Raw genomic sequence first — 19,969 nt, forward strand, 5'->3', positions numbered from 1 at the left:
CCCGTCAACCGGCGTTCCCCGTAAGCCCGTCACCGCATCCGCGCGCCGTCGGCGCTTGCGTGCGGCGCGTGGAAGACGACATCCGCTAGGGCAGCGGACCGCCGTAGGGCGAGGAGCCCCACGGGGGCGGGGACGCCCATCCGGCAGCGAGGCGCCGACGATGGCGGCTACGGCGCACCGCGGTGACGACGACGATGGTCACGGCACCGACGACCGCGGCGAGGAGGCAGCCGACAGCGACGGCGATCCGGCCGATCGTGGCTCCCACGTGTGGCGGGTCCCCCAACGCGAACACGGCCGACCGCTCCGAGGTGCAGGTGAGCGCGTAGTCGCCGGTGGCTCCTGGCCGCACCTCGAAGACGCGCTCCCAGGTCCGGGACGACGAGGTGACACGGAAACTGCTGTCCGGCTGGGTCATCGAGCCGGACCACGGCTCCGGGATCGAACACCGGATGTCGCCCTGTCCGGCCTGGGAGACGTAGATCGCCTTCGTCTCTCCCCGCACGAGATGGAACGTCCGCACCTCACCACCGGCGAAACTCCTGCTGGTGTCCACCGAGTTCACCGAGTCCCGTACGGTCGCCACGATGAGCGCGACCCCGATCCCGCCCAGCACGAGCGCTGTCAGCGCGGCCACGAGATACCAGAACCGCCGGGGCCGCAGATCCTTCCCCGCGACACCCGGACTCGGTCCCCACACGTTCGGATTCTGTATCGCCACGGTCGCGCATCGTACGTCACGCTCCACGGCACAGAAACACGAAGCCCGCCGACCGCCCTACACCTTCACCGGCACCCCAGTGTCCTGACCGTCGCCGGAAAATAGGCCCGCATGAACTTCTCGATGTCGGCACGATGGGATTCATCGGCCGGTTTGATACCGGGCAGTTGAAGGGTGAGGGTGAAGTAGTTCCCGCTTTTCGTCCGGCAGGGCGTCTGGGAAATCGCTCCATCGTTCCCGAGAAGCGATGCGGTGCCGAGGTCGATCTTTCGGGGACGGCTGATACCGGAGACCGTGCCCGTACCCGTGGCCAGGTAGGTCAGGTCGGTCGCCACCGGCCGCCAGGAGAACCTGAGACTCAGCACGGTGTGCTGTCCCGCAGAGACCAGGCAGGGGGCGGAGACCGCCGACTCCCGGTCCACTCGGCTGCTTTCGTGCCAGTCCTCGGCCGTCGGGACGAGTTCACGGGTGAGTGCGGGGTCCACGCGGGTCCCGCAGATGACATCCGGCGCCGCATCCTGTGCGGGTCCGGCGCAGGCCGTGAGGAGGAGGGCGAGGCCCAGCCACAGGGCAGTCGGGCGCATGTTCACTTGGGCACCACTCCGGAGATTCCCGTCGCGTGGTCGATACCGTCACTGGCCGACCTGCTGATTTCCGTCTGCGGGTCGAAATGAGAATCCCCATCCGTCCCATGCACTCTCGACCATTCCCGCGCCAGTGCGACCAACTGCTGATTGCGCGCCGAATACGCCTGGACGTTGTCGGCAGACTGCTTCTTGTCCAACCTCTCCTGCTCATCCGCCAACCACTGATCCGTGACGTAATCGAATCCCGCCTGCACATCATCGCTGACCACCGGGATATAGCTGATGGCCGTGTCGAAGAACGGCTTGGTCTCGAACTCGGCGGTCTTGGGGTCGCCCTGGGACTGGATGCGGGCTTCCTCCAGGAAGCCGACCGTGCGGCCGGCGCGGTTCAGGGACTCGCCGGAATGGGCGCCGCCGTCGCCGTGCATTCCGGCGACCATCGCCTGGTTGAGCCCACCGTTGAGCGTCCCGTAGGCACCCTCGTCCTTGGACACCTGCTTGACCACCTCGAAGAGTTCGTCCTGCGCCAGGGGCGAGCGGGAGATGTCGATCTCGCTCATGGAGGCGTGCACGGTGGCCCCGTGATTGACGAGGATCGCGGCTAGGGGGCGCCGCAGGGAGGGCGGGAGATCGTCACCCCGCTCGGAGAGATGGTGCAGCGCGGAGGTGAGGACGGCGGTGTTCCCGGCGCTGTGCGGGACGTAGTGGGCGTGCGGATCTGCCGGATCGACACCGGTGGTCGCGGCCCGCAGCGCGGCGCCGAACCCGGCGCGGTCGTCCCGGTCCGGCGCGGACGTCTCGGAACCGGCCTTCACCCCGTCCTGTCCATGCAGCACGACGTTCCAGTCCCGCTCCCCCGTCAGATACCGCATCCGCTCGTCGGAGCCGAGGTAGGCGGCTGCCGCCTGCGGGTCATGGCTCATGATCCCGAGCATCCCGTCCACCGGATCGTTGGCGAACCATCCCCCGCGCGGGCCCGCGTAGTCGCCCCGGAGCCGCCAGATCCCCGGCTCCCGCCGCTCCGCGCCGATCATGTCGTCGGTGAGATCCCGGAGCATCACGGGCGCGTAGCCGTGCCCGTGGGACATCAGGGTCGCCAGGGACTGGTACCCGACGGCCTTGTCCAGTCGCTCCCCCTGCGCGTCCGTGGCGAAGTACGCGACGCCTGCCTGCCGCATGTCGTCCCGCCACTGCCGGTACCAGGGGGACCGGGTGTCCCGCGTGGCGGTGGCGAGGGTGTCCGCGAGGCCCGCCTCGATCGTGGCGTACGTCCCCGCCCCCGGCCCGCCCCGGACATGGACGAGATCGTTCAGCTCATTGCCGAGGACCAGCGTCCCCGAGGCGCCGAGACCGTCCAGCAGCGTACGGGCGAACACCCGGTCGTCCGCGTTGTCGCGGAACTGCCGCCGCAGCTCGTCCAGTTCACGCCCGGACAGTGTGCCCCCGCCGCTCAGCCGCTTGAGCAGCCCCTCGGCCTCCAGCGCCTCGTACCGTTCGATGTCCCCCTGCGCACGGCCGTTGAAGCCGTGGCCGCCGACCAGCGGGTCCTCGTCGGCCACCACGGCCGCCAGGGCGATCCGGACGCCCGCGTCCGCGTCGGTCACGTCCCGCACCGCGCGGTCGAACCGCTCCTGCCAGCCGTGCACGGCCGCCTCCGTGGGGCCGCCGTCGCCGTGATCGGGATCGGCGCTGACGAAGCCCCGCTCCGAGACCCGTACTCCGGCGGCACGCGCCTCCTGCCGCAACGCGGTCAGCCGACCGGCCAGCTCGGTGAACTGCGCGTGCGCGTCCCGCAGCAGGGAGGCGACCGCCTTCGCCTCCGTCTGCGCGTACGCGAACTCCTTGAGTGTGACGCCGAACCGCCCATGCGCGGCCTCGGCGCTCATCCCCGCCCAGGCGGGCCCGAGCGTGATGCCGTACACCTCCCGGCGGTACGCCTTCTCCTGCCGGGCGAACTCCTTCGCCATGCCCTCCCACCGCTCGGCGGCGGCGGTGAGCGCGGCCAGGTCGGTGCTCACGATCTCGTGGTACGCCGGCATGTCAGTACCGGTCGAAGGCGGAGATGTGCCGGGTCCGCCGGGCCACGGCGAGGTCGGCGCCGGTCAGGACGGTGTTGGTGGCACCCAGCGCGTCCTGCTCGGCGCCGAGCCGGTTCAGCAGCCCCCGTACCTGCGTCTCCCACGCCGTGTGCGCGTCCCGCAGCGCGACCCCGGTCTCCCAGTCCTCGAACGCCCGCACCGCGGCGCGGGTCTCGTCGTCGGCCCACCGCCCGGCGGTCCGGGTGTCCGGCTCGATGTGCGCCCCGATGACCCTGGCCGCGGCCCGCTTCTCCTCGGGAGAGGAGACCAGCGCCGCTCCGGCCCCGCTTCCGCCCACGCCGAACCCCTTCCACACCACCGAGACCTGTCGGTCACCCCAACGGCGACGGATCGGTCCACGTCACGGCGGGGTCAAGGCCGCGCCGCACCGCACACGCGAAAGGGCCCGTACGACCGGAGTCGTACGGGCCCTTCCGAAAGCCACCGGAGCTAAGCCCCGGCAAGGGTCACTTGTTGATCTTGGTGACCTGGCCGGCGCCCACCGTGCGGCCACCCTCGCGGATGGCGAACTTCAGGCCCTCTTCCATCGCGACGGGCTGGATGAGGTCCACCTTCATCTCGGTGTTGTCACCCGGCATGACCATCTCGGTGCCCTCGGGGAGGGTCACGACGCCGGTCACGTCCGTCGTGCGGAAGTAGAACTGCGGGCGGTAGTTGTTGAAGAACGGCGTGTGACGGCCACCCTCGTCCTTGGACAGGATGTACGCCTGCGCCTCGAACTCGGTGTGCGGGGTGACCGAGCCCGGCTTGATGATGACCTGGCCGCGCTCGACGTCCTCGCGCTTGATGCCGCGGAGCAGCAGACCGACGTTCTCACCGGCCTGGCCCTCGTCGAGCAGCTTGCGGAACATCTCGATGCCGGTGACCGTGGTGGTGGTCTTCTCGGTCTTGATGCCGATGATGTCCACGGTCTCGTTGACCTTGAGGACACCACGCTCGATACGACCGGTGACGACGGTGCCACGACCGGTGATCGTGAAGACGTCCTCGATCGGCATCAGGAACGGCTTGTCCACGTCACGCTCGGGCTCGGGGATGTTCTCGTCCACGGCCTGCATGAGGTTGAGGACGGACTGGCCCCACTCCTTGTCACCCTCAAGGGCCTTGAGGGCGGAGACGCGGACGACCGGCAGGTCGTCGCCCGGGAACTCGTACTCGGAGAGCAGCTCACGGACCTCGAGCTCGACGAGCTCCAGGATCTCCTCGTCGTCCACCATGTCGGCCTTGTTCAGGGCGACGACGATGTACGGAACGCCGACCTGGCGGGCCAGGAGCACGTGCTCCTTGGTCTGCGGCATCGGGCCGTCGGTGGCGGCGACCACCAGGATCGCGCCGTCCATCTGCGCGGCACCGGTGATCATGTTCTTGATGTAGTCCGCGTGACCGGGGCAGTCAACGTGGGCGTAGTGACGGGTCTCCGTCTGGTACTCGACGTGCGCGATCGAGATGGTGATACCGCGCTGGCGCTCCTCAGGAGCCTTGTCGATCTGGTCGAAGGCCGAAGCCTCGTTCAGGTCCGGGTACGCGTCGTGCAGCACCTTGGTAATGGCGGCCGTGAGGGTCGTCTTACCGTGGTCGATGTGACCGATGGTGCCGATGTTGACGTGCGGCTTAGTCCGCTCGAACTTCGCCTTCGCCACTGGGGTCCTCCTGTGGAGTGGTTCTGTACGCCTTACTTCATCGGCGCCAGGTGATCTTTGCTGGAAAGCCCGGAACGCGGGGCAAACATCCTGCGATGAGGCTGTTTGCCCCGTGCGGCTCCGGAGTCAAGCCTAAAGCGTGGAAACGCGGTGCGTTACTCGCCCTTGGCCTTCGCGATGATCTCCTCGGCGACGTTCCGCGGAACCTCGGCGTAGGAGTCGAACTGCATCGAGTAGCTCGCGCGACCCGAGGTCTTGCTACGGAGGTCGCCGACGTAGCCGAACATCTCCGACAGGGGCACGAGGCCCTTCACGACGCGGGCACCGGCCCGCTCCTCCATGGCCTGGATCTGGCCACGGCGGGAGTTGATGTCGCCGATGACCTCACCCATGTAGTCCTCGGGCGTGGTGACCTCGACGGCCATCATCGGCTCCAGGAGCACGGGCGAAGCCTTGCGCGCGGCCTCCTTGAAGGCCTGCGAACCGGCGATCTTGAAGGCGAGCTCCGAGGAGTCCACCTCGTGGTAGCCACCGTCGATGAGGATGACACGGACACCGGTCATCTCATAGCCGGCCAGGATGCCGAACTGCATGGCCTCCTGGGCGCCCGCGTCCACCGAAGGGATGTACTCCTTCGGGATGCGGCCACCGGTCACCTTGTTCACGAACTCGTACGAGGCGTCGCCGCCCTCGATCGGCTCGATCGCGATCTGCACCTTGGCGAACTGGCCAGTACCACCAGTCTGCTTCTTGTGCGTGTAGTCCACGCGCTCGACGGCCTTGCGGATCGTCTCGCGGTAGGCCACCTGCGGCTTGCCGACGTTGGCCTCGACCTTGAACTCACGGCGCATGCGGTCAACCAGCACCTCGAGGTGCAGCTCGCCCATACCGCCGATGATGGTCTGGCCGGTCTCCTCGTCCGAGTGGACCTGGAACGACGGGTCCTCCTCGGCGAGCCGCTGGATGGCGACGCCGAGCTTCTCCTGGTCGCCCTTCGACTTGGGCTCGATGGCGACCTGGATGACCGGAGCCGGGAAGTCCATCGACTCCAGGATCACGGGCTGCTTGTCGTCGCACAGCGTCTCACCGGTGGTGGTCTGCTTGAGACCCATCACGGCGATGATGTCGCCGGCGCCCACCGAGTCGATCTCCTCACGCTTGTTCGCGTGCATGCGGTAGATCTTGCCGATGCGCTCCTTCTTGCCCTTGACGGAGTTCAGCACCGCGGTGCCGGACTCCAGGCGGCCCGAGTAGACCCGGACGAAGGTGAGCTTGCCGAGGTGCGGGTCGCTCATGATCTTGAACGCGAGCGCGGACAGCGGCTCGTCGTCCGAGGGGCGGCGCGTGACGACCGTCTCCGGGTCCTTCACGTCGTGGCCCTCGATGGCCTCGACGTCCAGGGGGGACGGCAGGTAGCGCACGACCGCGTCGAGCAGGGGCTGAACGCCCTTGTTCTTGAAGGCCGTACCGCAGAACACCGGGGTGACGGTGATGTCCTTGGACTTGCCGGACGCGATGGTGATACGACGGATCGCGGCGTACAGCTGCTCCTCGGAGGGCTCGGTGCCCTCCAGGTACAGCTCCATGATCTCCTCGTCGTTCTCGGCCACGGCCTCCAGAAGCTTGCCGCGGTACTCCTCGGCAGCCTCGGTGTGCGTGTCCGGGATGTCCACGACGTCGTACATCTCGCCCTTGGTGGCCTCGGCGGACCACACGAGCGCCTTCATGCGGACGAGGTCCACGACGCCCTGGAAGTCGGCCTCGGCACCGATCGGGAGCTGCATGATGATCGGCTGCGCGCCCAGGCGGTCGCTGATCATGTCCACGCAGCGGTGGAACTCGGCACCGGTCCGGTCGAGCTTGTTGACGAAGCAGATGCGCGGGACGCCGTAGCGGTCCGCCTGACGCCACACCGTCTCGGACTGGGGCTCCACGCCGGCGACGCCGTCGAACACCGTCACGGCACCGTCGAGCACGCGCAGCGAACGCTCCACCTCGACGGTGAAGTCCACGTGGCCCGGGGTGTCGATGATGTTGATCGTGTGATCGACGTCTTCCAGCGGCCAGTGACAGGTGGTGGCAGCAGAGGTGATCGTGATGCCACGCTCCTGCTCCTGCTCCATCCAGTCCATCGTGGCGGCGCCGTCGTGGACCTCACCGATCTTGTACGACACACCGGTGTAGAACAGGATCCGCTCGGTGGTGGTCGTCTTGCCCGCGTCGATGTGGGCCATGATCCCGATGTTGCGGACCTTGGCCAGGTCAAGTGAAGTGGTAGCCATAAGGCTTCGGTCTTCTCTCGGTCTCGATGTGGGTAGCGACTACCAGCGGTAGTGCGCGAAGGCCTTGTTGGACTCGGCCATCTTGTGCGTGTCCTCGCGCTTCTTGACGGCCGCACCGAGGCCGTTCGAAGCGTCGAGAAGCTCGTTGAGCAGACGCTCGGTCATCGTCTTCTCGCGACGGGCGCGGGAGTAACCGACGAGCCAGCGCAGCGCCAGGGTGTTGGCACGACCGGGCTTGACCTCGATCGGCACCTGGTACGTGGCGCCACCGACGCGGCGGGACTTGACCTCGAGGGTCGGCTTGATGTTCTCAAGAGCGCGCTTCAGCGTGATGACCGGGTCGTTGCCGGTCTTCTCGCGCAGGCCCTCCATGGCGCCGTAGACGATGCGCTCGGCGGTGGAGCGCTTGCCGTTCAGCAGCACCTTGTTGATGAGGGAGGTCACCAGAGGAGAACCGTAGACCGGGTCGATGATGACCGGGCGCTTCGGGGCGGGGCCCTTACGAGGCATTCTTACTTCTCCTTCTTGGCGCCGTAACGGCTGCGAGCCTGCTTGCGGTTCTTGACACCCTGGGTGTCGAGCGAACCGCGGATGATCTTGTAGCGAACACCCGGCAGGTCCTTCACACGGCCGCCGCGCACGAGCACGATGGAGTGCTCCTGCAGGTTGTGTCCCTCACCCGGAATGTAGGCCGTGACCTCGATGCCGCTGGTCAGACGCACACGCGCGACCTTACGCAGGGCCGAGTTCGGCTTCTTCGGGGTGGTCGTGAACACACGCGTGCAGACGCCACGCCGCTGGGGCGAACCCTCGAGTGCGGGCGTCTTGTTCTTCTCGACCTTGTCCTGCCGGCCCTTCCGGACCAGCTGCTGGATCGTAGGCACTACTTCTCCGGTTTCTGTGTGCCGAATGGTGAAGCTAACCTGGGACTTCTCCGACCCACGCGGTCGGGTGTGTCGGATCCGTCGGACTCCCGCGCAAGACGGGAAAGGCACGGATCACGGTGGCGTAGGGCTCGCCGTGCGGTTAAGACACACACGGGAACCAGGGCACACCCCAGGCACAAGGTATGAGGGTACCTACCTCATACGCTGTGGTCAAAACAAATGCGACAGGGCCGGTACGGCCCCCGCTGAACTGGTGCTTTTCGGCGCGCAGTCGGCGAAACACCGGCACCCCCCGGAACGCCGAAGGGCGGCCACCCCCGCACGGGAGGTGGCCGCCCTTCGCACTACCGCTTACTGGTTGTACGGACCGTAGTCGTAGTCCTCCAGCGGGACGGCCTGGCCGGAGCCGGTGCCGAACGGCGAGTAGTCGATGTCGTCGTAGCCGACGGCCGAGTACATCGCGGCCTTGGCCTCCTCGGTGGGCTCCACCCGGATGTTGCGGTAGCGGGACAGACCCGTACCGGCCGGGATGAGCTTACCGATGATGACGTTCTCCTTGAGGCCGATCAGGGAGTCGGACTTGGCGTTGATCGCCGCGTCCGTCAGAACCCTGGTCGTCTCCTGGAAGGAGGCCGCGGAGAGCCACGACTCCGTCGCCAGCGACGCCTTGGTGATACCCATCAGCTGCGGACGGCCGGAGGCCGGGTGACCGCCCTCCTGGACCACACGACGGTTCTCCTGCTCGAACTTCGAGCGCTCGACCAGCTCGCCGGGCAGCAGCTCGGCGTCGCCGGACTCGATGATCGTCACCCGGCGCAGCATCTGCCGGATGATGATCTCGATGTGCTTGTCGTGGATCGACACACCCTGCGAGTTGTAGACCTTCTGGACCTCGCCGACCAGGTGGACCTGGACGGCACGCTGACCCAGGATGCGCAGCACGTCGTGCGGGTTGGTGGCACCCACGGTGAGCTGCTGGCCGACCTCGACGTGATCGCCCTCGCGGACCAGGACCTTGGCACGCTTGGAGATCGGGAACGCCGTCTCGTCGCTGCCGTCGTCCGGGGTGACGACGATCTTCTTGGTCTTCTCGGTCTCCTCGATCCGCACGCGGCCGTTGGCCTCGGAGATCGGGGCGACACCCTTCGGCGTACGGGCCTCGAACAGCTCGACGACTCGGGGCAGACCCTGGGTGATGTCGTCACCGGCCACACCACCGGTGTGGAAGGTACGCATCGTCAGCTGGGTACCGGGCTCACCGATGGACTGGGCGGCGATGATGCCGACCGCCTCACCGATGTCCACCAGCTTGCCGGTGGCCAGCGAACGGCCGTAGCACATCGCGCAGGTGCCCACGTGCGACTCACAGGTCAGGATCGAACGCGTCTTGACCTCCTCGATGCCGTGGTGCACGAGCTGGTCGATGAGCACGTCGCCGAGGTCCACGTTGGCCGGCGCGATCACCTTGCCGTCGATGACGACGTCCTCGGCGAGCATGCGGGCGTAGACGCTGGTCTCGACGTCGTCGGCCTTGCGCAGCACACCGTCGGCGCCGCGGTCCGCGATCCGCAGCTTCAGACCGCGCTCGGTGCCGCAGTCCTCCTCGCGGATGATGACGTCCTGCGAGACGTCCACCAGACGACGGGTCAGGTAACCCGAGTCGGCGGTACGCAGGGCGGTGTCGGCCAGACCCTTACGGGCACCGTGGGTGGAGATGAAGTACTCCAGCACGGACAGGCCCTCACGGAAGGACGCCTTGATCGGACGCGGGATCGTCTCGTTCTTGGCGTTCGACACCAGACCACGCATACCGGCGATCTGCCGCATCTGCATCATGTTTCCTCGGGCACCCGAGTCAACCATCATGAAGATGGGGTTCGTCTTGGGGAAGTTCGCGTTCATCGCCTCGGCGACCTCGTTGGTCGCCTTGGTCCAGATGTTGATGAGCTCCTGAGTGCGCTCTTCCTTGGTGATCAGACCGCGCTCGTACTGCTTCTGGACCTTCTCGTCCTGCGCCTCGTACCCGCGGACGATCTCCTTCTTCGCCTCGGGGACGACGACGTCGGAGATGGCCACGGTGACACCGGAACGGGTCGCCCAGAAGAAGCCGGCCGCCTTCAGGTTGTCGAGCGTCGCCGCCACGATGACCTTGGGGTAGCGCTCGGCGAGGTCGTTGACGATCTCGGAGAGCTGCTTCTTGCCGACCGAGTAGTCCACGAAGGGGTAGTCCTCGGGCAGCAGCTCGTTGAAGAGCGCGCGGCCCAGCGTGGTGTTCAGGCGGAACGTGTCCCCCTGCTGCCACTCGGGCTCGCCCTCCTCGCGCTCCGGCGGGGTCCAGCCGCGCGGCGGGATGGTGCCCACCGGGAAGCGGATGTCCACGCGGGACTGGAGCGACAGCTCACCGGCGTCGAACGCCATGATCGCCTCGGCCGTGGAGCCGAACGCGCGGCCCTCGCCCTTGACGTCACGCAGCTCGCCGTCGGTGGTGAGGAAGAACAGACCGAGGACCATGTCCTGGGTCGGCATCGTCACCGGACGGCCGTCGGCGGGCTTGAGGATGTTGTTCGAGGACAGCATCAGGATGCGGGCCTCGGCCTGCGCCTCCGCGGACAGCGGCAGGTGCACGGCCATCTGGTCGCCGTCGAAGTCCGCGTTGAACGCGGTGCAGACGAGCGGGTGGATCTGGATGGCCTTGCCCTCGACCAGCTGCGGCTCGAAGGCCTGGATGCCGAGGCGGTGCAGGGTGGGCGCGCGGTTCAGCAGCACCGGGTGCTCGGCGATGACCTCTTCGAGGACGTCGTACACCACGGTCCGGCCGCGCTCGACCATGCGCTTGGCGCTCTTGATGTTCTGCGCGTGGTTCAGGTCCACCAGGCGCTTCATCACGAACGGCTTGAACAGCTCCAGCGCCATCGCCTTGGGCAGACCGCACTGGTGCAGCTTGAGCTGCGGGCCGACGACGATCACGGAACGCGCGGAGTAGTCCACACGCTTGCCGAGCAGGTTCTGACGGAAACGGCCCTGCTTGCCCTTGAGCATGTCGCTCAGGGACTTCAGCGGGCGGTTGCCGGGACCGGTCACCGGACGGCCGCGACGACCGTTGTCGAAGAGGGCGTCAACAGCCTCCTGAAGCATGCGCTTCTCGTTGTTGACGATGATCTCCGGCGCACCCAGGTCGAGCAGGCGCTTGAGACGGTTGTTGCGGTTGATCACGCGGCGGTACAGGTCGTTCAGGTCGGAGGTCGCGAAGCGGCCACCGTCCAGCTGCACCATCGGACGCAGGTCCGGCGGGATGACCGGCACGCAGTCCAGCACCATGCCCTTGGGGCTGTTGGAGGTCTGAAGGAACGCGGAGACGACCTTGAGGCGCTTGAGCGCACGGGTCTTCTTCTGGCCCTTGCCGGTACGGATGATCTCCCGGAGCTTCTCGGCCTCCTCGTCGAGGTCGAAGGACTCCAGCCGCTTCTGCAGCGCGGCGGCGCCCATCGAACCGTCGAAGTAGGTGCCGAAGCGGTCGCGCAGCTCGCGGTAGAGCAGCTCGTCGCCCTCCAGGTCCTGGACCTTCAGGTTCTTGAACCGGGTCCAGACCTCGTCGAGGCGGTCGATCTCGCGCTGCGCGCGGTCGCGCAGCTGCTTCATCTCGCGCTCGGCGCCCTCGCGCACCTTGCGGCGCACGTCCGCCTTGGCGCCCTCGGCCTCCAGCTCGGCCAGGTCGGTCTCGAGCTTCTTGGCGCGGGCCTCCAGGTCGGAGTCACGGCGGTTCTCGACCTGCTGGCGCTCCACCTGGACGTGCGCCTCCAGGGAGGGCAGGTCGCGGGTACGGCGCTCCTCATCGACGTACGTGATCATGTACGCCGCGAAGTAGATGACCTTCTCGAGGTCCTTGGGCGCCAGGTCAAGCAGGTAGCCGAGGCGCGAGGGGACACCCTTGAAGTACCAGATGTGGGTGACGGGAGCGGCCAGCTCGATGTGGCCCATCCGCTCACGGCGCACCTTGGCGCGAGTGACCTCGACGCCGCAGCGCTCGCAGATGATGCCCTTGAAGCGGACACGCTTGTACTTGCCGCAGTAGCACTCCCAGTCCCGGGTCGGACCGAAGATCTTCTCGCAGAAGAGTCCGTCCTTTTCGGGCTTCAGGGTGCGGTAGTTGATGGTCTCGGGCTTCTTGACCTCGCCGTGGCTCCACTGCCGGATGTCGTCAGCGGTGGCCAGGCCGATCCGGAGCTCGTCGAAGAAGTTGACGTCGAGCACTATGCGTCAATCCCTCTCAGGGTCGTTGCGTCTGTGGTCTGAAACGGGGGCCTGGGGGTCGGCGGGCCCTGGTGGATTCCAGGGCCCGCCGGCTCCCGTCAGACCTCTTCGACGCTGCTCGGCTCGCGCCGGGACAGGTCGATGCCGAGCTCCTCCGCGGCGCGGAAGACGTCCTCGTCGGTGTCGCGCATCTCGATGGACATGCCGTCGCTGGACAGCACCTCCACGTTGAGGCACAGCGACTGCATCTCCTTGATGAGCACCTTGAAGGACTCGGGGATGCCGGGCTCGGGGATGTTCTCGCCCTTGACGATCGCCTCGTAGACCTTCACACGGCCGGTGACGTCGTCGGACTTGATCGTCAGCAGTTCCTGGAGGGCGTACGCGGCGCCGTAAGCCTCCAGCGCCCACACCTCCATCTCGCCGAAGCGCTGGCCGCCGAACTGCGCCTTACCACCCAGCGGCTGCTGGGTGATCATCGAGTACGGGCCGGTGGAACGGGCGTGCAGCTTGTCGTCCACCAGGTGGTGCAGCTTCAGGATGTACATGTAGCCGACCGAGATCGGGTCCGGGAACGGCTCACCGCTGCGGCCGTCGAACAGCCGCGCCTTGCCGGTCGGGAGCACCATGCGCTCGCCGTCCCGGTTCGGGATGGTGTGCTGCAGCAGACCCGCCAGCTCGTCCTCGCGGGCACCGTCGAACACCGGGGTGGCGACGTTGGTGCCGGGGGCGACCTGGTCGGCGCCGATGGCCTGGAGGCGCTGGGCCCACTCCTCCGCGAGGCCGGAGACGTCCCAGCCGCGGCTGGCGAGCCAGCCGAGGTGGATCTCCAGGACCTGTCCCGGGTTCATGCGGGACGGGACACCCAGCGGGTTGAGGATGATGTCCACCGGGGTGCCGTCCTCCAGGAACGGCATGTCCTCGATGGGCAGGATCTTGGAGATGACGCCCTTGTTGCCGTGACGGCCGGCGAGCTTGTCACCGTCGGTGATCTTGCGCTTCTGCGCGACGTAGACGCGCACCAGCTGGTTGACACCGGGGGGAAGCTCGTCGCCCTCCTCGCGGTCGAAGACGCGCACGCCGATGATCTTGCCGATCTCGCCGTGCGGCACCTTCAGCGAGGTGTCGCGGACCTCACGGGCCTTCTCACCGAAGATCGCGCGCAGCAGGCGCTCCTCGGGGGTCAGCTCGGTCTCGCCCTTGGGGGTCACCTTGCCGACGAGGATGTCACCGGCGACGACCTCGGCACCGATGCGGATGATGCCGCGCTCGTCGAGGTCGGCGAGGACCTCCTCGGAGACGTTCGGGATGTCCCGCGTGATCTCCTCGGGGCCCAGCTTGGTGTCGCGGGCGTCCACCTCGTGCTCCTCGATGTGGATCGAGGAGAGGACGTCGTCCTGCACGAGGCGCTGCGACAGGATGATCGCGTCCTCGTAGTTGTGACCCTCCCACGGCATGAACGCCACGAGCAGGTTCTTGCCGAGGGCCATCTCGCCGTTCTCGGTGGCCGCGCCGTCGGCCAGGACCTGGCCGGTGATGATGCGGTCGCCCTCGTTGACGATGACCTTCTGGTTGACCGAGGTGCCCTGGTTGGACCGGGAGAACTTGGCCAGGCGGTACGTGATGTACGTGCCGTCGTCGTTGGTCGTGGTGATGTAGTCCGCGGAGACCTCCTGGACCACACCGTCCTTCTCGGCCTTGACCACGTCACCGGCGTCCACGGCGGAGCGGTACTCCATGCCGGTGCCGACGAGCGGGGACTCGGACTTGATGAGGGGCACGGCCTGGCGCATCATGTTCGCGCCCATGAGGGCACGGTTGGCGTCGTCGTGCTCCAGGAACGGGATCATCGCGGTGGCGACGGACACCATCTGGCGCGGCGAGACGTCCATGTAGTCCACGTCCTCGGGGTTGACGTAGTCAACCTCGCCGCCGCGGCGGCGGACCAGGACACGGGCCTCGGTGAAGTGCAGGTCGTCGTTGAGCGTGGCGTTGGCCTGCGCGATGACGAAGCGGTCTTCCTCGTCGGCGGTCAGGTAGTCCACGTCGTCGGTGACGGTGCCCTCGACGACCTTGCGGTACGGCGTCTCGACGAAACCGAACGCGTTGACCCGGCCGTAGGAGGCGAGCGAGCCGATCAGACCGATGTTCGGGCCTTCGGGCGTCTCGATCGGGCACATGCGGCCGTAGTGCGAGGGGTGCACGTCACGGACCTCGAACCCGGCCCGCTCACGGGAGAGACCACCCGGACCGAGCGCCGACAGACGGCGCTTGTGGGTGAGACCCGACAGCGGGTTGTTCTGGTCCATGAACTGCGACAGCTGGCTGGTGCCGAAGAACTCCTTGATGGAGGCGACGACCGGCCGGATGTTGATCAGGGTCTGCGGCGTGATCGCCTCGACGTCCTGGGTGGTCATGCGCTCGCGCACGACGCGCTCCATACGGGCGAGACCCGTACGGACCTGGTTCTGGATCAGCTCGCCGACGCTGCGCAGACGGCGGTTGCCGAAGTGGTCGATGTCGTCGGTCTCGACGACGATCGTGCTGCCGTTGAGGCCCGTGGTCTCGGTCTCACCGGCGTGCAGCTGCACCAGGTACTTGATCGTCGAGATGATGTCCTCGACGGTCAGGACCCCGGCGTCCAGCGGGGCGTCGGCGCCCAGCTTCTTGTTCACCTTGTAGCGGCCGACCTTGGCGAGGTCGTAGCGCTTGGGGTTGAAGTACAGGTTCTCCAGCAGCGTCTGCGCGGCCTCGCGGGTGGGCGGCTCGCCCGGACGCAGCTTGCGGTAGATGTCGAGCAGCGCGTCGTCCTGGCCCTGGGTGTGGTCCTTCTCCAGGGTGGCGCGCATCGACTCGTACTCGCCGAACTCCTCCAGGATCTGCTCGGTGCTCCAGCCGAGCGCCTTGAGCAGCACGGTGACCGACTGCTTGCGCTTGCGGTCGATGCGGACACCGACCATGTCGCGCTTGTCGATCTCCATCTCCAGCCACGCACCGCGGGACGGGATGATCTTGGAGGAGAAGATGTCCTTGTCGGACGTCTTGTCGATGGAGGAGTCGAAGTAGACGCCCGGCGAGCGGACGAGCTGGGAGACGACGACACGCTCGGTGCCGTTGATGACGAAGGTGCCCTTGTTCGTCATGAGCGGGAAGTCGCCCATGAAGACCGTCTGGGACTTGATCTCGCCGGTCTCGTTGTTGGTGAACTCGGCGGTGACGAAGAGGGGGGCCGCGTACGTGAAGTCGCGGTCCTTGCACTCGTCGATGGAGTTCTTCGGCGGCTCGAAGCGGTGGTCCCGGAACGTCAGGGACATCGACCCGGAGAAGTCCTCGATCGGGGAGATCTCTTCGAAGATCTCCTCCAGACCGGACTTGGTGGGGACGTCCTGCCCGTTCTCGAGAGCCGCCTCGACCCGACTCTGCCAGGCGGTGTTGCCGAGCAGCCAGTCAAAGCTCTCGGTCTGCAGCGCGAGCAGGTTCGGAACCTCGAGAGGCTCCTTGATCTTTGCAAAGGAGATGCGCAGCGGGGCGGTGCTGGCAGCGTTGTTCGTATTCGCGGTCGAGGCAGTGCGCGAGGCGGCCAAGAGGGGTCCTTCCGAGGGCTCGGACTCACTACGCGCGTACCGGCCCCTCTCCGACACAGAGACCTGAAACCCCAGGTCAACGGGGTTTGGTCATCGGTGCTTCGGTGAGGGCAGACCCCTGGTGACGGGCAGGGGACAGCTAACAGGCAGCGCAAAGGGTCAGTGTAGCCACTTGGCACACTGATGTCCAGTGCGGGTTCTGCGAGACCCTCGTTGTTCTCGACCGCCCTCGTTAAATCGCCCTCGGCATGCTTGCCCTCAACGCACGTTCATACTGCCCTCTTCGCCGCCGATCCATGCCTCGGATTCGGATCGTTGTGACGACGCGTCCTGAGAATTGCGCGCTGCGTGCGGTTCGTCAAGGCCCCTCAGCCGGAACGGGGCTGTCCGGAGACACGACGAAGATCACCATACCCCTCGCCCTCACGAGCGCAAGGCAACCGTGGCCGGGCCCCGGATACGCCCAAGAGCGACCACCCGGATGGATGATCGCTCTTGGCTGCGTTCGCGTTACAGCCCTACGGGGCGGCAACTCTCACACGGGGAGTCCCGGAGGAACTCCGAGAGGTCTTACTTGACCTCGACAGCCGCACCGGCGGCCTTGAGGGACTCGGCGGCCTTCTCGGCGGCCTCCTTGGTGACCTTCTCGAGGACCGGCTTCGGGGTGCCGTCCACGAGGTCCTTGGCCTCCTTCAGACCCAGCGAGGTCAGCTCACGCACGACCTTGATGACCTGGATCTTCTTGTCACCGGCGCCGGTGAGGACGACGTCGAACTCGTCCTGCTCCTCGACGGCCTCGGCAGCGCCACCGGCGGCACCGCCGGCGACGACGACCGGGGCGGCAGCGGCGGCGGTGACGTCGAACTTGTCCTCGAAGGCCTTCACGAACTCGGAGAGCTCGATGAGGGTCATCTCCTCGAACTGCGCGAGCAGGTCTTCCTGGCTGAGCTTCGCCATGATGGCGGTCCTTCCACTAATTCGGCAGGTGCCGGATGTACATGAGAGGCGGGCGTACGGTGGCCCGCTGCGACCCGGGCCGCGTCACGCGGCCCGGATCAGAAAGCGAGCCGAATTACTCGGCACCGCCCTGCTCGGCCTGCTTGGCGCGAAGGGCGTCCACGGTGCGGACGAGCTTCGACGGCAGCGCCTGGAAGAGGGAGGCAGCCTGGGACTGCTTGCCCTTCATGGCACCGGCCAGCTTGCTGAGCAGAACCTCGCGGGACTCGAGGTCCGCAAGCTTCTTGATCTCGTCGGCGGAGAGCGCCTTGCCGTCAAGGACACCGCCCTTGATGACGAGATTCGGGTTGTCCTTGGCGAAGTCACGGAGACCCTTCGCGGACACCACCGGGTCACCGGTGACGAAGGCGACAGCCGTCGGACCGTTGAACAGGTCGTCCAGCGTGGAGATCCCGGCCTCGTTGGCCGCAATCTTGGTCAGCGTGTTCTTCACCACGGCGTACTGGGCGTTCTCACCGAGCGATCGGCGCAGCGTCTTGAGCTGCGCCACGGTGAGACCGCGGTACTCGGTCAGCACGGCAGCGTTGGAGTTGCGGAACTGCTCCGTCAACTCGGCCACTGCGGCAGCCTTGTCGGGCGTCGCCATAGAGCCTCGGCCTCCTTCCGGGTGATTCTGACCGCGCGGGCCCGAAGGAGGACTGAGGAAAACGAAACGCCCCGGCGCAGGCGCTCGGGGCGGACTCGACCGGCCGCACACACGTCGAGCGCGTGTACTCCGGGAGTTCTTCCACTGACACCTGCGCGGGTCGTCCACTTCGCAGTGAATCCTTCGGTCGCCGGACCCTCGTGGGAGAGCACGGCAACGACCAGCGGTCTTTGGCTTCGGTGGAAGCGTACGGGAACGGGCGGTCGCCAGGCAAATCCGCCCGTTCGGCGGCTACCGGACGGATCAGCCCTGGGCCCGGGCGTCCTTCATCATCTGCGCCAGGTCGTACGTGTCCTTGGCCGGGGGGACGTCGATGGTGACAGGCTCGTTGTACTCCAGGAACGTCACCTTGGTGTCCAGCGGGCCCTTGTCGGTGTCGCCGCGCATGCGGAACTGCTTGGTGCGGTCGCCGTCGCCGACCCAGATGTCCATGTCGAGCTTGGTCAGGCCCATCGCCTTGAGGGCGTCGAGGCTCTTCTTGCGCTCCCCGCCGACGTCCTGCTTCTTGTCGATGGTCTTCGCCAGTTCGTCCACGGTGGCGGTGCCCGCGTAGTGGACGGTCTTCTCGCCGTCCACGGTCTCGGTGCCGACCCGCTTCACGTCCCGGGCACCGGCCAGGAACGTGGACTGCGCGGCCGGGTTGCTGTTGACCTGGGAGGCGGTGCCGCCGCCCATCTGGTCCAGGCTCTTCTCCGCGTCGCTGCCGGAGAGGTCGAACTTGAGCTAGTGCTTGCCGCCCATCTCCTTGGCCATCGCGGCGTTGCCGCCCATGTACATGACCTTCTTGACGAGCCGGATCTCGACGCTGCCGTCGGCGCCCTCGTCCAGCGCCGAGGTCTTCATGGACATCGCCAGGTCGGGCTTCATCCGCATCCGCGCGTCGGCCTCGATACGGCCCGCCTGCGGGACCTTGCCGGTCATCCGGTAGTGCAGCGAGGTGATCTGCTCGGCGTTCGCCGCCGCCTTGGCGACCGCGGCGGCCGGGGTCATCCGGAGCCCGGTGACCGGCTTGCCCTGCGCGCCGTCCTTGCTCTGCGCGCCGTCGCCCTTCGCGCAGCCCACGGCACCGGCGGCGAGCAGCAGCGCGGCCATGCCGACGGCGGGTATGCGGACGTGGGACTTGTTCATGATTCCCCCCAAGAGAACATGATGTATATGCCAAGTAATGGCAAGCGGACGATCTTAACTCGGGCCGGAACGTGCGTGCACACGGATTCCCGGCGGTCGTTCAGGAAGTGCCGGACACTCCGCCGCCCGTCTTCATCAGGTCGGTGAAGTCGGTGGTGTCGGCGGGCGGGGGCGCTTCGGTGGTGGTGCGCACGCCGTAGTCGGTGTAGACGGCGGTGGTGGTGAAGGTGCCGGTGGCGGGGCCCTCGGTGACGTCGGCCCGCTCGGTCTTCTTGACCAGCAGATTCCGCCCGTCCACCCAGAGGTCGATGCGCTCGGTGCCGATGCCGGAGCGCCGGAGCTGCTGCTTCAGCTCGGCGAGCTGGGCGGCGGTCAGGCCCCGGCCCGTGCGGGCGGCGAGGTCGGAGACGCGGACGGTGCCCGCGTAGTGCGTGGTGCGCGTCCCGGCCACCCGCTCGGTGCCCATCTCACGGACGTCACCGGAGGCGAGCAGCAGCTTCACGGACTGGTTGGGCGAGGAGTCCCGCATCTGGTCCGAGACGTACGCCCCCGAACCCCCGGCCGCGGCAAGGGCCTTGTAGGAATACCGGACCCAGTGCCTGCCCCCGGCCCTCCGGGCGAAGTCGTCGCTCATGCGCACGTAGTAGGCGTCCGGCAGATAGCGGGCCCGCATGGTCGCCGTACCGGCCGCGCGCAGGGTGTCCGCGAGACGGCCGCCGGTGTAGGTGAGCGTCAGGTCGCCGCGGATGCCGTGGTCCCAGGCGAGGGTGCCCTCGGCGGTCATCGACATGAGGTCGCCCATCGAGGTGGTCGAGCGCACGCGGGCGGACTCGGCGCGGTCGGTGGAGTGCGCGGCCGTGCGCAGCGCGGCGAGCGGGTCGAAGCGCCCGGCGCCCCCGCCGCCCGCCGTGCCGTCCGCCTTTCCGTCCGCCTTTCCGTCCGGCGCCGGTGCGGTGGACGCGCCGCAGCCCGCCAGGGTCAGGAGGGCGGCCAGCGCGGCGGCGAGCACCGCCCCGCGTGTCGTCGTACGCCTCGTGGCGCGCATCGTGTCCCCCCGCTGTGCCGTTGCTGTGGGGGAACCGTAGCGCGGACCACTGACAACGGGAGGGGAAAAGCGGGACGGCGAA

The 19,969-nt window shown here is 67.4% G+C and carries 13 protein-coding genes and 1 pseudogene; all 14 read right to left on the reverse strand.

Annotated elements, in window-relative coordinates; translation table 11 throughout:
* Positions 1-85: 85 nt before the first annotated feature.
* Positions 86-721, reverse strand: a complete 636-nt coding sequence (locus tag KUM39_RS20115) for a serine/arginine repetitive matrix protein 2 (RefSeq protein ID WP_308288183.1) — start codon at positions 719-721, stop codon at positions 86-88.
* 65 nt (positions 722-786) lie between these two features.
* Positions 787-1,305, reverse strand: coding sequence for a hypothetical protein (locus KUM39_RS20120; protein WP_217787119.1), 519 nt, complete (start codon positions 1,303-1,305; stop codon positions 787-789).
* A 2-nt stretch (positions 1,306-1,307) separates the two neighbouring features.
* Positions 1,308-3,326: a hypothetical protein gene (locus KUM39_RS20125; RefSeq protein WP_308288184.1), complete on the reverse strand. Its 2,019-nt coding sequence runs from the start codon at positions 3,324-3,326 to the stop codon at positions 1,308-1,310.
* A gap of 22 nt (positions 3,327-3,348) precedes the next feature.
* Complete coding sequence (locus tag KUM39_RS20130; RefSeq protein ID WP_217787121.1) at positions 3,349-3,684, reverse strand: hypothetical protein; 336 nt, start codon at positions 3,682-3,684, stop codon at positions 3,349-3,351.
* Between the two features lie 169 nt (positions 3,685-3,853).
* Positions 3,854-5,047 (reverse strand): elongation factor Tu, encoded by a 1,194-nt coding sequence (gene tuf / locus KUM39_RS20135; RefSeq protein ID WP_217787122.1) that lies wholly within the window; start codon positions 5,045-5,047, stop codon positions 3,854-3,856.
* Positions 5,048-5,202: 155 nt separating this feature from the next.
* Positions 5,203-7,329: an elongation factor G gene (gene fusA, locus KUM39_RS20140; protein ID WP_217787123.1), complete on the reverse strand. Its 2,127-nt coding sequence runs from the start codon at positions 7,327-7,329 to the stop codon at positions 5,203-5,205.
* Between the two features lie 39 nt (positions 7,330-7,368).
* Positions 7,369-7,839, reverse strand: a complete 471-nt coding sequence (gene rpsG / locus KUM39_RS20145; protein WP_003974303.1) for a 30S ribosomal protein S7 — start codon at positions 7,837-7,839, stop codon at positions 7,369-7,371.
* Between the two features lie 2 nt (positions 7,840-7,841).
* Positions 7,842-8,213, reverse strand: a complete 372-nt coding sequence (rpsL, locus tag KUM39_RS20150; protein WP_003948652.1) for a 30S ribosomal protein S12 — start codon at positions 8,211-8,213, stop codon at positions 7,842-7,844.
* Positions 8,214-8,567: 354 nt separating this feature from the next.
* Positions 8,568-12,467: a DNA-directed RNA polymerase subunit beta' gene (locus KUM39_RS20155; protein ID WP_217787124.1), complete on the reverse strand. Its 3,900-nt coding sequence runs from the start codon at positions 12,465-12,467 to the stop codon at positions 8,568-8,570.
* 98 nt (positions 12,468-12,565) lie between these two features.
* Positions 12,566-16,051 (reverse strand): DNA-directed RNA polymerase subunit beta, encoded by a 3,486-nt coding sequence (gene rpoB, locus KUM39_RS20160; protein ID WP_217787125.1) that lies wholly within the window; start codon positions 16,049-16,051, stop codon positions 12,566-12,568.
* A 570-nt stretch (positions 16,052-16,621) separates the two neighbouring features.
* On the reverse strand, positions 16,622-17,008 hold the full coding sequence (rplL, locus tag KUM39_RS20165; RefSeq protein ID WP_217787126.1) for a 50S ribosomal protein L7/L12: 387 nt from the start codon (positions 17,006-17,008) through the stop codon (positions 16,622-16,624).
* Between the two features lie 115 nt (positions 17,009-17,123).
* Positions 17,124-17,654: a 50S ribosomal protein L10 gene (gene rplJ / locus KUM39_RS20170; protein ID WP_217787127.1), complete on the reverse strand. Its 531-nt coding sequence runs from the start codon at positions 17,652-17,654 to the stop codon at positions 17,124-17,126.
* Between the two features lie 303 nt (positions 17,655-17,957).
* Positions 17,958-18,842 (reverse strand): annotated as a pseudogene (locus KUM39_RS20175) (SCO4651 family lipoprotein).
* A gap of 100 nt (positions 18,843-18,942) precedes the next feature.
* The gene (locus tag KUM39_RS20180; RefSeq protein WP_217787128.1) at positions 18,943-19,887 is read right to left on the reverse strand and encodes an SCO4651 family lipoprotein; all 945 of its coding nucleotides are present in this window, start codon (positions 19,885-19,887) and stop codon (positions 18,943-18,945) included.
* Between the last annotated feature and the right edge of the window lie 82 nt (positions 19,888-19,969).

This window comes from Streptomyces corallincola (assembly GCF_019104725.1).
Lineage (GTDB): Bacteria > Actinomycetota > Actinomycetes > Streptomycetales > Streptomycetaceae > Streptomyces > Streptomyces corallincola.